Origin of the sequence: Bacteroides sp. CAG:633 (genome assembly GCF_000435115.1) — a bacterium.
Classification (GTDB): domain Bacteria; phylum Bacteroidota; class Bacteroidia; order Bacteroidales; family Bacteroidaceae; genus Bacteroides; species Bacteroides ndongoniae.
Map to the genome: position 1 here is coordinate 2,933 of NZ_FR883116.1, position 15,356 is coordinate 18,288.

General features: G+C 49.2%; 13 protein-coding genes. 8 read left to right on the forward strand and 5 right to left on the reverse strand.

Features of this window, described 5'->3' with window-relative positions; translation table 11 throughout:
- From QVP67_RS11775 to QVP67_RS11785, 3 genes are all read right to left on the reverse strand, one after another.
- A partial coding sequence (locus tag QVP67_RS11775) for a hypothetical protein (protein ID WP_288180162.1) occupies positions 1–720 on the reverse strand: 720 nt, incomplete at its 3' end.
- Between the two features lie 78 nt (positions 721–798).
- Positions 799–3,018: a FimB/Mfa2 family fimbrial subunit gene (locus tag QVP67_RS11780; RefSeq protein ID WP_022163763.1), complete on the reverse strand. Its 2,220-nt coding sequence runs from the start codon at positions 3,016–3,018 to the stop codon at positions 799–801.
- A 65-nt stretch (positions 3,019–3,083) separates the two neighbouring features.
- A complete protein-coding gene (locus QVP67_RS11785) occupies positions 3,084–4,946 on the reverse strand; it encodes a hypothetical protein (RefSeq protein ID WP_022163764.1) in 1,863 nt (620 codons plus the stop codon).
- A gap of 536 nt (positions 4,947–5,482) precedes the next feature.
- Here QVP67_RS11785 and QVP67_RS11790 point away from each other — a divergent pair.
- The 3 genes from QVP67_RS11790 to glmM all read left to right on the forward strand — a co-directional run bounded on the left by QVP67_RS11790 (position 5,483) and on the right by glmM (position 8,678).
- Positions 5,483–6,514: a DHH family phosphoesterase gene (locus QVP67_RS11790; RefSeq protein ID WP_022163765.1), complete on the forward strand. Its 1,032-nt coding sequence runs from the start codon at positions 5,483–5,485 to the stop codon at positions 6,512–6,514.
- A 138-nt stretch (positions 6,515–6,652) separates the two neighbouring features.
- Positions 6,653–7,252 (forward strand): DUF4827 domain-containing protein, encoded by a 600-nt coding sequence (locus QVP67_RS11795; protein WP_022163766.1) that lies wholly within the window; start codon positions 6,653–6,655, stop codon positions 7,250–7,252.
- A gap of 37 nt (positions 7,253–7,289) precedes the next feature.
- A complete protein-coding gene (gene glmM / locus QVP67_RS11800) occupies positions 7,290–8,678 on the forward strand; it encodes a phosphoglucosamine mutase (RefSeq protein ID WP_022163767.1) in 1,389 nt (462 codons plus the stop codon).
- Between the two features lie 189 nt (positions 8,679–8,867).
- Here the strand turns inward: glmM and QVP67_RS11805 are convergent, their stop codons facing one another.
- Complete coding sequence (locus QVP67_RS11805; protein WP_022163769.1) at positions 8,868–9,365, reverse strand: NUDIX hydrolase; 498 nt, start codon at positions 9,363–9,365, stop codon at positions 8,868–8,870.
- A gap of 102 nt (positions 9,366–9,467) precedes the next feature.
- Positions 9,468–10,691 (reverse strand): S-adenosylmethionine:tRNA ribosyltransferase-isomerase, encoded by a 1,224-nt coding sequence (locus tag QVP67_RS11810; RefSeq protein ID WP_022163770.1) that lies wholly within the window; start codon positions 10,689–10,691, stop codon positions 9,468–9,470.
- A gap of 1,093 nt (positions 10,692–11,784) precedes the next feature.
- Here QVP67_RS11810 and QVP67_RS11815 point away from each other — a divergent pair.
- From QVP67_RS11815 to QVP67_RS11835, 5 genes are all read left to right on the forward strand, one after another.
- Positions 11,785–12,213, forward strand: a complete 429-nt coding sequence (locus tag QVP67_RS11815; RefSeq protein ID WP_022163771.1) for a hypothetical protein — start codon at positions 11,785–11,787, stop codon at positions 12,211–12,213.
- Between the two features lie 25 nt (positions 12,214–12,238).
- Positions 12,239–12,880, forward strand: coding sequence for an outer membrane beta-barrel protein (locus tag QVP67_RS11820; RefSeq protein WP_022163772.1), 642 nt, complete (start codon positions 12,239–12,241; stop codon positions 12,878–12,880).
- A gap of 418 nt (positions 12,881–13,298) precedes the next feature.
- Positions 13,299–13,724, forward strand: coding sequence for a hypothetical protein (locus QVP67_RS11825; protein ID WP_022163773.1), 426 nt, complete (start codon positions 13,299–13,301; stop codon positions 13,722–13,724).
- A 42-nt stretch (positions 13,725–13,766) separates the two neighbouring features.
- The gene (locus tag QVP67_RS11830) at positions 13,767–14,453 is read left to right on the forward strand and encodes a hypothetical protein (protein ID WP_022163774.1); all 687 of its coding nucleotides are present in this window, start codon (positions 13,767–13,769) and stop codon (positions 14,451–14,453) included.
- Positions 14,454–14,900: 447 nt separating this feature from the next.
- Positions 14,901–15,356: hypothetical protein (locus tag QVP67_RS11835; RefSeq protein WP_288180163.1), on the forward strand; the 456-nt coding region annotated here is incomplete at its 3' end.

Genomic DNA, 15,356 nt, shown 5'->3' on the forward strand with positions numbered 1-15,356 from the left:
GGCTGTCGCGCTGATTTCTATGCTCTGGTTCTCCTGTTCGTATACATAGAGCATCCCCGATTTGCCGTCGGTGATAGGTTGCTGGAATACCACGGTTGTATCCTTGCGGTTGGCGTTGGACGGCGACTGGATACCTTCTTGCGGGAACAGGTAAGCCGAATTGGCCAGATTGCGTACAGTGACGTTCTTTACCGATACTTCCTCGATCGATTCTACGGCCAGGTCGAAACGTGCCATTCCGCGCTTCAGCGATACAGAAGCAGTGCTTGTCTGGCTTCCGGTGCTTTCCAAAGCCAGCATTCCGGTGAAGAAGTGTTCTGTTTTAGCAGGCATGTTGATGATACTTTGTTTCCAGTTCGTTTCATCCAGTTCTGTCCCTTCCAGACCTTCGGTGGGGATGGTTCCGCCCGTATAAGCCAACAGGTAAAGATTACCCGAACGGCTGTCTATTTGCAGGTTATAGTTCTCGGATTCAGGAGCTCCCAGTTCGTAGATCTTTGTCATTTTCCCATCTCTGAACAGGAAAGCTTTAACGTCGGTTATGTCATTTTCGCCATCAGCAGCCTGAATCAGACTTTCGTAGGCGGCCAGTCGGGCATTGATGATTGTAGTACCCGGGTTGCCGGACGGCAGATTTTCTTCTGCATCGTTCGTACAAGACGTCATCACAAATGTGGTGCATACTGCAAAGGTCATAGCCTTCATAAACTTCAATTCCATAATCGTTTGTTTAGTTTTGGTTAATAATAAAAAATGTAAACTACATGTTGTCAGCTATCGGCTGAAACAGTGATTGTATTAGTTGTATATGTATTCTACCGGACTTTTGATACAGCGTACTGCACGGGTCTTGGTAGAGTTTTGTGCTGTAAATTTGAACCAGTTCTGCCCCGGACGGCTGGCTTGTGCATAGCCTTCCATGTACCAGCTGCTCGATGTGTTTCCGGTAATGGCCATTATGATGGACATTTGTGCGATGTTTCCGGCAGTGGTGTTCCATTGATGTCCCAGTCCGTACAGTGTCCAGTGATTGCCTTCGTACTCGAAGTCGTAAAAGGCTATCGTACCGTAGGATTGGTCCAGAAATCGGGCTTCACGTTCTACAATGTTCACGGTAATGGTTTGTCCCTGGCTGTTCTGGTGGGTCCGTGTACCTACACCTCCGATATTGCAGTTGGTGCCCCACACGAAGAAAGCATAATCGTCGTATGTTGGCAACTGATAGCCATCGGGTGCCATTTGCGTGGCAGGTATTTGCCCCCAGTTTTGTGCGGATCCTTTCATCCCTTCGTGGTAGAATGCAGTTCCGTTGTGGCTCAGTGGCAGTTCATCAGGATTGCCACCCTGATACTGTCCGCCCATTAGAACCAACAGCTCGTCGTCGCTGCAGGTGGTCAGGCGTTCCAGTACGCCGGTTCCTGCTGCCAGGTCATCGGCTATGCTGATCTGGTCGCTGAAACTCTTGACGTTACCCCGCAGATTGTATTTACACCACCAGGTTCCGTCGATGTTGACAACGGGGAGTCCCCAGTTTCTGCGCCGTATGGGATAAGCTTCGCGGTTGCTTCCGTCGCTGTCGGTGATGACCAGGCGGGCTTCCTGCATGCGTCCGTCGGCTTCGGGATCGTTGGGTTTCCATCCGCCCAGTATGCGATAACTGCCGGCATCCTCGGCCAGTTTTATCCACGGTGTCTGTCCGTTGTTCGTTTCTACTGTAGCTATTTTACCAGCGGGCAGAGTGAGACGTCCCAGTTCTCCTTCTATGTATCGGCCGAAGTCGCATATACCGTCTTCATCGAGGATAATGCTGCCTTCGAGCTGGATAGGACTGGGCAAGAAAGCAAGCACGATGCGCCCTTTGTGGATCTGCTCTTGGTATACATCGGCATAGATGTATTCGCGTATGGTACCGGGCAGACGGTGAACATTGCTCACTGCAAGGCGTGCTACCGGTTCAAGGCTACGGCTAGCTGTAGCCTGTACGCTGACTCCGGTGATGCGTCCGTCGACTGTGACTGTTGCTCCCGGTTCGGCATCGAGAACGAGGTTAAAATTGTTCTCGGTATAGGGGATGAAGACACTGTCGCAGGTGCTGTTTACCTTGACGTCGGCCGGTAAGGCAGAGGCTTCGACATTAACCCTTGCTTTGATTTGGGTTTCAGAACCGGAAGTATCGCCTTGTTCCCAGTCGCCGTTGCTGATGTTCATCATTACGTCACCTCCGCGTCCGTACACATGGATGGTGTAGACCGTGTTGCGTCGGATGGTGGTGGGTAGAGTAGCCTTCAGCTTGTGCAGCGCATTTCGGAAACGCACCAGTACTTCGGCCTGTATGTCTGTGCCCTGTTGCTCGCAGATGTAAAAGACTGTTTCGCGGGCATTGGACAGGGGAGTGTTATACTGCTTGTCGAAGCGGGTGGTTGCTGCATCCTGAGGATGGGTGGCGGTTGCCTGCTGGTTAAGGTAACCTTCGTCGGCCAGGCCGTCGATACTGACTTGCAGCACTTCTACACCCTGGTCGGTCGATTCGAGGTCGATGCGGGCAACGCTGCGTGTCATGGCAACGGTCAGTTCCGACGCTGACTGACTGCCCAGTTCCTCCCGACCGCTCATCAACAGTCCGTGTTCCGTCATATCGCTGGTCGAAGCCGAGAGGGCCAGAAAGTCGTCGAGGGTAGTAGCGCCGGGCACCAGTGTTTCCAAGGCTGTTACTTGCGAGGCATTGGCCAGGAAGTAGAGGGTTCCGCGGTTGTCGGCCAGATTCAGATAGCAGCGGCCGTCATCGCCGGGCACCAGCGGACCGTAAGTTTCCTGCAACTGTCCATCGTCGAAACGGAAAGCTTTTACGTCGTTCATCCGTTTGTCGTCGGTGGTAGCGGCAGTGCCTTGCAGCCCGGCAGGTTGCAGAATCACAGATAACTGTCCTGCGGCGGGTGTATCGGAAAATTCGGTTTCGGCAGTGCATCCGGCTCCCAGTAGGGACGCAAAGAGGCAGCAAGCAATAAAATTGTATTTCATTGTTCGTTGTTTTAAGTTTTAATAAGTACGTGTGCACGGTTATGGTGCGGTGTAGGCTTTTGCCATCAGGGATACAGGGTCGGGTTGTTCCGGCTGTTGAGGTACGACGGTGAGTCGATGGGGAACTGATGCAGATTGTTGACGTAGAAGTTGTTCATCAGCTTCTGTGCCCAAGGACCGTAGGTGAAAGCACTGCTGTGGTTGTATCCCATCACGTGGCCCAACTCGTGGAACATGATTTCGCAGGCGTAGGTGTTATTGTAATGTGTAAGCCAGGCGTTTTGATAGGCTCCGAATATAATACCTCCACCCAGTCCGATAACACCGTTACCCGAGTATACCAGTCCTACTTGCAGGGTACGTTCTCTACGCATCTGCGAGAGTACTTGATCGGCTGTCACCTTGTCGTCTACACCACCGTTGCCATATAGAATGTCTTCGTTGGCTCTGAGGATTTCTTCGTGTTCGTCCATGTCGATCATGTAAGTGAAGTTGATAAACATGGCCACTACCTCGCGGCAATGTACGGGACGTATACCCATCCAGTTGCCTACCGGGCCTCCGTTTGGCAGGTCGGGGTCGCCTCCGTAAAGGCTGAAGTAGATGTCCCAACCGTGTACGATGGATTTTATCTTGGCCCAGTACGGGTCGTCGGACTCTATCTTGTATTGGGCTCCGGCGAGCTGTGCAGGTGTCAGATTGCCGATTTCGATCAGTTTGCCCGACTCGGTGCGGTACATGCCGTTACGGCTGCTGAAGGCGACTTCGTGAAAGAAGTCGGCAAAAGCCGGTATGGAGTCGAAGTAGGCCAAATCGAAATACTCGTTGCTGACGGACGGAATTTGTGCCTTGATGAGCACCCGTTTCAGGTCGCGAGGCGAATAGAAGCGGGCATGAAGCTGACCGGCATCGTTCACCTTGATTTGCAGCGGGTGTGCCGTGTTGAACCTCCGTTGTGACGGGTCGGCATAGATGGTTTTGGACTCTCCGTCTTGCAGTATCTTGGCATGATTGCCTTCGTTGTAGGCCTGTCGGGTGACATACATGGTGCCCTGATAGTCGTCGGGATGCTCCATCCGTGCGTGTACCTGTTCGATACGGTTAGGGCTTATGGCATCTACTCCGAACAGGTAGCTGCATTGGCGCTCACCGCCCCGATAGTGGGTGGTAGTGAGGCTGATTTCGGCATTAATCTGCGCACCTGCGGTGGTAGGCATAAACCAGTAGGTGTTCTGGTCGTTCAGCTCGATGGGATCGGTCTGCCCGTTGCTTTGTCCGGCATATCCTCCGTCGCCGGTGAAGGCTGTGTAGAAGGTACCGGTGTGAAACGACAGTGTCTTCTGCGTTGCGGCAGTACGCACGTCGTCGTTGTTGTAGAGCAGGCCGAGGTCGAGGCGCCCCATGATGCGCTTCTGCACGATTTCGGCGGGCAGATGCACGATGTATTCGTGACCTCCGGCAACGGCTTCGCGGCTGACGCTGAAAGGTGTCTTCGAATAGAAATATTCGGCTTCGAGAGGTTTCTGCAGGTCGGACGGGAAGCTGATCCATTGGTCGGTTTTCTGCTTCAAGGGGTGAATGGTGGCCCCGTCGTCGAGCAGATTGCCTTTGATGGCAAGAATCAGCAGTTCGTATTCGCCTTCCTTCAGGCCTTCGATTTTGATTTCCTGGTTTTGGTGGTTGTAGATGCCCTTCAGGCCGCTGGCTATGGCGCCGTCTTCATCGACTACGTAGAATTCTACCCGGTCGTAAGGGGCATCGGTTTCGGTAGTTTGGCGGGTGTGGGCACCGTCGTTCTCGTAGCGGTCGCTCCGTAGTCTGACGGTAGGTGTGCCCGCCGCCGTCTGTAAGGAGTCTGCCCATTCATCCTGTTGGCAGGAGATAAAGGCCAGACTGCATAAAAATGTTATCCAAACAATCTTTTTCATCCTGTCTCTGTAAGTTGTGGTTCTCTCTAATACCTGTTATACGTTTGTTATCCTGAATCTCTTTTACCTGTTGTTCTTTTTTCGGCTTCGGCCATGAAAAAAGCGCGATGTGTCTCGCCGGTTGGGGTGAAGGCATATTGCGCTTTTGTATACTATAAACGTCGTTTGAGTCGAATTGTTCATTGCACATTTGCGGCTTCGGCGTTTTCTATGTGTCCGACCGGAGCTTTCCGGCGGGTTTTCATTGTCATTAAACGGAAATGGTAGAGAATTGTTTTGGAAAACTGTGGTATTTAACTTTTCTAAACAAATTCATCGTTTTCGTCTTTCTTGGGTTTAGGCCTTTCTGCCGGGGCGTTTGAGCGACGCAAGTGTGGCTCGTGAGCCGTGCAAGTGTCTCTCGCGAGCCGTACAAGTGTTTCTCACGAGCCATGCAAGTGTTGCTCGCGGGCGGGTTGGGAAATATTTCGTCCGGCGTGCCTGTCCTTCCAAACTTTATTTGTACTTTTGCCGCTTCGAAGTAAAACGAAAAGAACATGTTGACGAAAGTTATTGAACAAGCCAATATCGACCATTTTGCCAAATGGCTGGACCGTGCGGACAAGATGGTGATTGTGTCGCACGTGGGTCCCGACGGCGATGCCATCGGCTCTTCGCTGGGATTGTGGCACTTCCTGAACTCGCAGGATAAGACTGCTAACGTGATTGTACCGAACGCTTTCCCCGACTTCCTGAAGTGGATGCCGGGCAGTAAGGACATTCTGTTGTACGACCGCTATAAGGAGTTTGCCGACAAGCTGATAGCCGAAGCCGACGTTATTTGTTGCCTCGACTTCAATGCCACCAGTCGTATCGACGCCATGAAGGAAGCTGTGTTGGCCTCGCCGGCACGCAAAATCTTGATTGACCACCACCTGCATCCCGAGGATTTCTGTAAGATTACCATTTCGCATCCGCAGATTTCGTCGACGTCGGAGCTGGTGTTCCGTCTGATTTGCCGCATGGGCTACTTCAGCGATATCACGCGCGAGTGTGCCGAATGCATCTACACCGGTATGATGACCGATACGGGCGGGTTCACGTATAACTCGAACAACCGCGAAATCTATTTCATCATCAGCGAACTCCTCACCAAAGGTATCGACAAAGACGAGATCTACCGCAAGGTGTTCAATACTTATTCCGAAAGCCGTTTGCGTCTGATGGGGCACGTCCTGACGCAGATGAAAGTCTATCACGAGCACCGTGCTGCCCTCATCACGCTGACCAAGAAAGAACAGAGCCAGTTCAGCTACATCCGTGGCGACAGCGAAGGATTTGTCAACATTCCGCTCAGCATCAAGAACGTTGTCTTCTCCTGTTTCCTGCGCGAGGACACCGAACGGCCTATGATTAAGGTATCGCTGCGCTCGGTCGGCACCTTCCCCTGCAACCAGCTGGCAGCCGAATTTTTCGGAGGTGGCGGACATCTGAACGCTTCGGGAGGCGAATTCTACGGAACGATGGAAGAAGCGAAAAAAGTGTTCGAACAGGCGTTGGAAAAATACAAGCCCCTGTTGCTGAAGTAGACCGTTACGGCGCCGTATGCAGCCGTGCACAACGCCTTGCATACGTGACGAAAGGTTAAAAGATACGAACTTTCTGTCCGTAGCTTTCAATATTCGGGGAAATCAGATACTTTTGTACAGAATTACTAATTGACAGAAATGAAGAAACTTACCTTATTTTTATTTACCCTGTTCGCACTGAGCCTGGCTTTTCAGGCTTGCGACAATACAAAGACTTACGCCGAGATGCGCGAAGAAGAAGATGCCGCCATTGCCGACTTCATCAACGAACACGGCATCAAAGTCATCTCGCAAAGCGAATTCTATGCACAAGATTCGATGACGGCCGAGAACGAATACGTACAGCTGGCCAGCGGCGTCTACATGAACATCGTAGACAAAGGCTCCGAAAATCCTGCCGATACGGTGAAGCCGAACGACATTGTTCTGGTACGCTTCATGGAGTACAGCCTGCTCGACAAGGACACAACTTTGTCCAACATCAATGCAGTCGATGTAGACGAGTTCCTCTATCAGGTAACCTCTTCTTCCATCACCGGCATCTTTACGAACCGCAATGGTTACATGTGGTCGTATTACGGTACTTCAGCAGTGCCGGCCGGCTGGCTTGTTCCCCTGTCTTATGTACGCGACCGTGCTCACGTGCGTTTGATTGTACCTTCGAAGATGGGACATCAGACAGCCATGCAGTACGTCTACCCTTACTATTATGACATACGTAAATATCAGATATATTGATACTTCATTTCTAACCAAATAATTTAAATTATTATCTATGACACTGATTAAATCTATTTCCGGCATCCGCGGAACCATCGGCGGCAGTGCAGGCGAGGGACTCAATCCACTCGACATTGTGAAATTCACTTCAGCGTACGCCACTCTTATCCGTAAGACGTGTACCGTTAAAAGCAACAAAATTGTAGTAGGCCGCGACGCCCGCCTTTCCGGCGAGATGGTAAAGAACGTTGTGGTAGGTACCCTGATGGGTATGGGATGGGACGTGGTCGATATCGACCTGGCTTCTACACCGACTACCGAACTGGCAGTTACGATGGAAGGTGCCAGCGGTGGTATCATTCTTACCGCTTCACACAATCCCCGTCAGTGGAATGCCCTGAAACTGTTGAACGAAAAGGGTGAATTCCTGAACAAGGAAGAAGGCAACGAGGTGCTCCGCATAGCCGAGGCCGAGGCTTTCGAATACGCCGAAGTGGACAAACTTGGAACTTACCGCAAAGACCTGACTTATAACCAGAAGCATATTGATAGCGTGCTGGCTCTCGACCTGGTGGATGTAGAGGCTATCCGCAAGGCTGACTTCCACGTAGCCATCGACTGTGTGAACTCCGTGGGCGGTATCATCCTGCCCCAGTTGTTCGAAGCACTGGGCGTGAAGCACGTTGAAAAACTCTATTGCGAGCCTACAGGCGACTTCCAGCACAACCCCGAGCCGTTGGAGAAGAACTTGGGCGACATCATGAACCTGATGAAAGCCGGCAAGAACGATGTAGCTTTCGTAGTAGACCCCGACGTAGACCGTCTGGCCATCATCTGCGAAGACGGACGCATGTACGGCGAAGAATATACACTGGTCAGCGTAGCCGACTACATCCTGAAGCATACACCGGGTAGCACCGTGTCGAACCTCAGCTCGACTCGTGCCCTGCGCGATGTGACTCGTAGCTACGGACAGGAATATTACGCATCGGCCGTAGGTGAAGTAAACGTAACCACGAAGATGAAAGAAGTAGGTGCCGTTATTGGCGGCGAAGGCAACGGTGGTGTCATCTATCCGGCCAGCCACTACGGACGCGACGCTTTGGTAGGTATTGCCCTCTTCCTGAGCCATCTGGCACACGAAGGTAAGAAGGTGAGCGAACTGCGTGCTACTTATCCTGCTTACTTCATGGCTAAGAACCGTGTAGACCTGACTCCCGAAACCGATGTGGACGCCATCTTGGCTAAGGTGAAGGAAATCTACAAGAACGAGGAAATCAACGACATCGACGGTGTGAAGATTGACTTCCCCGAGAAGTGGGTACACCTGCGTAAGAGTAATACCGAACCGATTATCCGTGTATACAGCGAGGCTCACACACAGGAGGAAGCTGAAGAAATCGGTCAGCAGATTATGAAGGTAATCGAAGAACTGGCGAAATAAATAGAAAAGACTAATAATGAAGAATGAAGAACTGCCTGCCTTGTGCAGGACGGTTCTTCATTCTTTTTTTATGCTCTGGTATGTCCGGTTAACATGTGGGTGTCAAAAACAAAAGTATCTGAAACTCTCCTCCTTCCAGAAGGAGGGGAGTCAGATACCATAACTAAGTTTTGACACACCTTCACTGTTTTAAATGATTTTCTCTATCTCTCCCTCGAAATTGGGCGTAAAGACTCCTTTTCCCAGATTGGCACGTATTTCTTCGATGGGCCAGAAGCGTCCTCCGTCCAGCTCGTCGCTGGGGGTGACGGGGCCGTCGTAAACTGTTTTATAGGTGAAGACCAGTTCGCGTTCGCGGGCTGATTCGAAGACGTAGTGTGTCACCTGCTGGGGCGTAAACTCGGTGATACCCAGTTCTTCGCGTACTTCACGACGGAGGGCTTGTTCTACACTTTCGCCCAAATCCACATGCCCGCCTACGGCCGTGTCCCACTTGCCCGGCTGAATATCCTTCCACTCAGGACGCTTTTGCAGATAGAGTTCGCCATGCGAGTTGAATACGTGCAAGTGTACGACGGGGTGCAGCAGCTTGCTGCCGTTATGGCACTCGCCGCGTGTGGCGGCACCGATGATATTCCCTTCTTCATCGACGAGGGGAAACATTTCTTGGTTGTTGTCTTGATTCATGACTTATATGTTTTGCCACCACAGAAGATACCGGATCACGAAGTATAGATTGTTTCCTTTGGAAGAACTTTGTGCGATTCTGTGTCCTCTGTGGTGAATATCTTACGGTATCAGCAGCGACGAGTCTCCGTAGCTCAGGAAGCGGAAGTCGTGGGCGAGGGCGTAGTCGTAGATGGTGCGCCAGTCGCCGTGGACAAAGGCCGAGACGAGCAGCAGCAGCGTACTCTGTGGCTGGTGGAAGTTGGTCACCATGGCACGGACGATGCGGTAGTCGTAGCCCGGGGCGATGATGATCTGTGTGCTGGTGTGCAGGGCTTCTATGCCGTGACGGTCCAGATAGTCGCGGACGGCCGTCAGGGCTTCGACCGCTGTGGGGGCTTCGCCTTCCATTTCGTAGGGCTGCCACTGGCGGACGTGCAACTGTTCTTCCGTAGCGTCAGGGTTCTGCAACAGGGTGACGCCGATGTGATAGAGGCTTTCGAGCGTGCGCACCGATGTGGTGCCTACGGCTATGGCCTGCCCGTCGTGGGCTATCAGCTTTTCTATCGTGCCGCGCGATACGGAGATGTACTCTGTGTGCATCTCGTGCCCTTCGATTTCTTCGCTCTTCACGGGGCGGAAGGTGCCGGCACCTACGTGCAGCGTCAGTTCTTCCAAGTCAACGCCTTTTGTGCGGAGTGCGTCGAGCACGCGGGGCGTGAAGTGCAATCCGGCTGTAGGGGCAGCTACGGAGCCTTTTATCTTGGAGTAAACCGTCTGATAGGTCTCCTTGTCGCTTTCCTGTGTCTCGCGGTTCAGGTAGGGCGGGATGGGCAGCTCGCCGAACACTTCGAGGATGTCGGCAAAGGTCACCTCGGGATTGTCCCAGCGGAAGTCCACCCAGTGACTGGTGCCGCGGCACTCGCCCCGCTCGGCAGTCAGTGTCAATGGGCGTCCTTTTACGGTCATCTCGCGGCGCAGTGGCCCTTCTTTCCACTTCTTCAGGTTGCCTACCATGCAGAGCCAGGCGGCGTGCTCGGTCTGCTGGAAGTTCAGCGCGTAGTCGTTTGGCTCGATGGGTTCCAGACAGAAAACCTCGATCAGTGCGCCCGTCTCCTTGCGGAAGTGCAGGCGGGCCTGAATGACCTTGGTGTTGTTGAACACCATCAGGCTGCCTGCCGGCACGTAGTCGGGCAGGGAGGTGAAGCGGTCTTCGGTCACCTGTCCGTGGCGGTAAACCAATAGTTTGGACTGGTCGCGTACGGGCAGGGGGAACTTGGCGATGCGCTCGTCGGGCAGCGGATAGTTGAACTCGCTGATGCGGATATGTTTAGGGTCTTGTCTCATAATCGTATTTCTCCTTTTTCGGGTGCAAAGGTACGGATAATTAGGGAATGCGCGAATAGCTGCGGGGAAGTTGTTGTGGCATTTTTCAGCAACCGACAAGTCGGTACGCAAAGTCTTACTTCGGCTTTGCAAAGAGGGACTTTACACTGCTAAAGAGGGACTTTGGGGGCTCAACTTGTGCTTTCACCCTGTATGATGTTCGATTTTTCCGAAATAGCCTTCACGCTTTCACCCTGCCGTAACTCTTTCATTACAAACCTTTTCCGGTGAAAGATATGTTTCACGGCTAGTGTCACTGTGTAAGCGTCTCCGCGCTTACGATAAATTCTGGCAGAACGGATTTCCTGGAAGGGGTGACAGCAATGTCAGTCTTGCATTTTTTCCCCAGTTAGGAAAAAATAAATTCCCAGTTAGGAAAAAATTTTTCTCTAACTGAGAAAAAATTAATGTGTAGTACAACCATCCCGATTTATGTTTCACTTACCTTCAGTGTAGCGATGGTGAAACATCATGTTTCACCATATTTCCTTGTATATCAGTATGAAAATACGTGGTGAAACCGTGAAACCAAAATCCCGAATGTTTGTTTTTTAGCCGTGTAACATCAAAAGTCAGTCACCACAACAAGCAATGTCCGGCCAGGACACAAGCAATCCTGCCGCCTATCGCAAGCAATGCCGCCGGGTTTTGTCCACAAAGCCCGCGAGTATGACTCACAACCCCGCCAAGTATTGCCTGCAATTCCCACGAGTATTGTTTGCAATCTCCACGAGTATTGCTTGTATAGCTCGCGAGCCGTACAAGTGTTTCTCGCGAGCCACACCAGTGTGGAACAGGAGCCGTACAAGTGTGGAAGCAGCAGTGTGCAGGAAAAGAAAAAAGGGGCAGAATATTTTGCTTTTTATATTTATTTTAGTAAATTTCGAGCCGAAAACGCTATAGCTCTATTCTTTGTTAACTTTATGCCTGCCACTTGAAGTTGAAAAAATGGAGTCTCTTTACGATAAATTATATCCTTAATCTAATTTTTTTCGTAGGCAACTTTTTCTTTTTCCCGATTCATTTTTATTGTCACATTTAAAGTAGTGTATTTATGAAAACGAAATTCAGATGGAATGCGATGCAAGTCTCTTTGGTGACTATATTCTTTTGGACTTTGATCCTTGGCATGATGTCCCGGTTTAATTGGGTATATTATTCATTGGTAATTATGCTGTTGGTAGGCTGTATCGGGCTTTATTGGAGGTTGTATTTGCAGGACAGAAGTAATTCTGAATGTCGTTCGTGTGAAGCAGATCTGTTGCTTGCTAATGATTCGAATGTCCGGAAATGGCGTTGTTTGCTGTGGATAAGTCTGGGGATTGCATTTGTTTCCTTTGTTTTTACATGGATATGGGTGTCCGATGTGGTTGTCATCTCAATCATTGAATGTCAGTCAACGATTCTGATTCTTATTTGCAGCGTAGTTCTTGATAATCGGATTCGTAAGTTGAAAGATCGGGCTTTGCAGGCGGAGAAATAATCTTGTTTAAATTCAATTTATGGTTATGAGAAAAAGCATTCTTTTTTGTTTCTGTTTGTTTTGTTGCTTGATTTGTGTTGCACAAGAACAAGAGCGTAAGGAAAAAGTCGCGATTTCGGTAGATTTAGGTGGCGGTAAATTGTTCGGGACTACAAATCTTTCTCCTTTTGGAGAAATTTATCGGCAGCAATATGATAAGGGCTTTTCGGGCAGCATTAAAGCCACGTATCGATTTCTGCAAAACTTTCAGGTGGGGCTGAAGTATAATCTTTTTGGAGCTACTGCAGATTTTGCGTTGCATAGCGGTGAATGGGTCAACAGCGATTTGTCGCTGAATTATTTGGCTCCCCAAATCGGTTGCCGGTACGATGTGACGGATCGGTTGATTTTTGATTTTATGTGCGGTGCGGGATATGCTTATTATAAAAACAGCGGTGTTTGCGACGGAGAAAGTTTTAAGGCAAAAAAAGGTTTTTGGGCTTCGAATTTCGATTGCTCTTTTTACTATCGGCTGTATCCTAATCTGTACTCCGGGCTTGGGTGCTCTTTTACCGGCGGCAAGGCTTCTTCCTATGAAATGAATGGCCATAAGGTAGAATTGGAAGGACGGAATGAACTGAAACTGTTCCGGGGTGACATCTATTTTTCTGTACGCTCTTATTTTTAAGAAATAGCTAACTGATTTCAGAACCATGAAGAAGAAATTAATTGCTCCCCTGATTTATTATTTCTTGGCTATTGCATGATTCACAACGTTCCTTTTATGTCAAGAGAACAATAGGTTGTTTTCTTTTTCTATGGCTTTGATGTTTACAATGAGTGGTAGTCTGATTGGGGAATTGGTTTCCAAACGAGTTCAAGTAGCCAAACCGCCATTGCAGAAACTTGGAAAATGGCTTTTGGCAGCCATTCTATGTTCTGTGTTATGCTACGTTTTCATGACTGACATTACAATCAGAAACATTTTCATCGTGGTCATTAACGTTACTTTGGCGTTAAGTACAGTTTTCTATGCTTTTACTCATTGAACGATTAGGAAATATGTCTGTGAAACGTTATTTGTAGAAACTTATAAATGTGTATGTATGAAAACGAAATTCAGATGGAATGCGATGCAAGTCTCTTTGGTGACTATATTCTTTTGGGCTTGGTTTATCGGTATGATGTTCCGGTACAATTGGGTGTATTATTTACTGGTAACTGTGTTGTTGGTGGGGTGTGTCGGGTTTTATGTGCGCCAGTATTTGCGGGATAAAAAACAGTCGGAGCAATTTCTGGAAAATGCCAAATTTGAACATGATTCGAAGGTTCGTATGTGGCGCCGTTTTTTATGGGTTGCTCTTGGTCTTCACTTTCTGACAATTGTTTTTAAATGTATATGGATAATTGATGTCGGAAGTGATATATGGGCTTTTTTAGATTTGCCTTTCTTGTTTGTCATTCTTTCTGATTTCTTCCTACATGTTCGTATTTGGAAACTGAAAGATCGGGTTTTGATGGAAGAGGAATAGACGGTTTTTAGGTAGTTATTCACGTTGTAATATTGTAAGAACATGGGAAAAAAGGTTCTGATTTTCTCTTTGAACAGATTGCTTGCCGTATGGCTGTTTATGATGTTCTCGGGTGTCTTTGCGCTTCGGGCGCAGAAGATATACCTGACCGATGCCGAACCGGCTGCAAGGTCGGTTGTGCTTACATATAGTTGGGGAATTGCGGGTTACGCTTCGTCGCATGGCATTTCGGCTTGGGATGTGGATGGCAAGGGCGGTGGTGTGGCCAATACGCTCCGGCTGATGACTTATTCTTCCTCTAACAGTGTGGGGTATGGGCTTTTGCTGTATGATGATATGCACTCGCAACGTTTCCGCGACGAGGGAGTGAAGGAGAAAGTCAACCTGCTGTATGTGGCTCCTCAGGCGTCTTACTTGAAGCGGACAACGCTGTTTCCCTCCTGCTTTGGCACGATGGGGGGAGGTGCCGGTTATGTGCACTATCAAAGTAAATCGACTTTTTCCGGTAATCCCGATGTCAAGACGTCTGCTTCCAGTGTGGGGCTTAACGCCTTTCTTAATCTGGAATACACCTTTGCTCGCCACTGGGGTGTCTGTCTGGAGGTAAATGCCCTCTATTCGCCGCTCAATCCGTCGGAAGTACAAGCTGATTTCATCCCTTGGAAGCAGCGTGACAAGTTCGGCTTGTTTGTGTTGACTACGCAGCTGGGCATCTCTTGTCATTTTTAGAAGTCACCACCGATATATACTGATATAAAACGAATCGCGCCTTAATGCCGGTTGTACGTATAGCGACTGGCGTCAAGGCGCAATGTGTTTGTATATAGCCTTGTTCATGATAACCGGTTTTCTTTGTCATGAGGTTCTCGAACGCTTTTTTCTGCAAACGAATGGAAACCTTTTTTGAACAATTTTAGCAGTTATGTTATAGAACATATCTGATTATAGCAAAATATATGCAAGGATATATATATTTGTGAAATCCAAATAAATTATTCATAATTTTTGAGAGAGAGTATTATGATAGCAACAGGAGGTCTCCTTGTTCTTCTTAATTCCACCCTATATAAGTAAGGATTGAAAACCTTGCAGATATCTATTTTTTGAAAAACACGCCGGGGAAGCACTCCGGCAATGGAAATATTATACTTATAGGAGGACCAAATTATGACAGGCATGAAAAAACGTTTTCTGAGGATCTACTACAGTTCTAAGACTCCATTTGTATGTCTGCTGTTGAGCTGGGCTTTTTTCTGTTTTATCTTGAATGGACAGGTGGCAGAAGAATTTCGGGCGGTTTATCAGTTGTGGGTCACTGCAATTAGCCTGTTTGTTGCTTTCGGTTTGCTTTATTACGAAGTCTTTGACAAAGAACGTTTCGAGGCGAAGAAAGAAATGTCCCGTCGCTTGAAATGTGCGGGCGAAGCAGAGATAGACGCAGCTTTCAGGCAGTCGGCCCGTGGAATATGGAACAGTCCCAGGGTCGAATTGTCTGTCCTGTTTCTTCTGTGGGCGATTTTTGCCGTTATTATCTCCGATTATCAGGATTCCGTTTTTATCGGGGCCAGCCTTTTTGTCGTATGCTGTTTCGTGCTGAATGTTTATAACCATTGCAAAAAACAGTGTCCGGAA

Excerpts from the sequence above, each read along its gene's own strand:
- QVP67_RS11780 (WP_022163763.1), bottom strand. The coding sequence starts at position 3,018 with ATGAAATACAATTTTATTGCTTGCTGCCTCTTTGCGTCCCTACTGGGA.
- QVP67_RS11785 (WP_022163764.1), bottom strand. The coding sequence starts at position 4,946 with ATGAAAAAGATTGTTTGGATAACATTTTTATGCAGTCTGGCCTTTATC.
- QVP67_RS11790 (WP_022163765.1), top strand. The coding sequence starts at position 5,483 with ATGTTGACGAAAGTTATTGAACAAGCCAATATCGACCATTTTGCCAAA.
- QVP67_RS11795 (WP_022163766.1), top strand. The coding sequence starts at position 6,653 with ATGAAGAAACTTACCTTATTTTTATTTACCCTGTTCGCACTGAGCCTG.
- glmM (WP_022163767.1), top strand. The coding sequence starts at position 7,290 with ATGACACTGATTAAATCTATTTCCGGCATCCGCGGAACCATCGGCGGC.
- QVP67_RS11805 (WP_022163769.1), bottom strand. The coding sequence starts at position 9,365 with ATGAATCAAGACAACAACCAAGAAATGTTTCCCCTCGTCGATGAAGAA.
- QVP67_RS11810 (WP_022163770.1), bottom strand. The coding sequence starts at position 10,691 with ATGAGACAAGACCCTAAACATATCCGCATCAGCGAGTTCAACTATCCG.
- QVP67_RS11815 (WP_022163771.1), top strand. The coding sequence starts at position 11,785 with ATGAAAACGAAATTCAGATGGAATGCGATGCAAGTCTCTTTGGTGACT.
- QVP67_RS11820 (WP_022163772.1), top strand. The coding sequence starts at position 12,239 with ATGAGAAAAAGCATTCTTTTTTGTTTCTGTTTGTTTTGTTGCTTGATT.
- QVP67_RS11825 (WP_022163773.1), top strand. The coding sequence starts at position 13,299 with ATGAAAACGAAATTCAGATGGAATGCGATGCAAGTCTCTTTGGTGACT.
- QVP67_RS11830 (WP_022163774.1), top strand. The coding sequence starts at position 13,767 with ATGGGAAAAAAGGTTCTGATTTTCTCTTTGAACAGATTGCTTGCCGTA.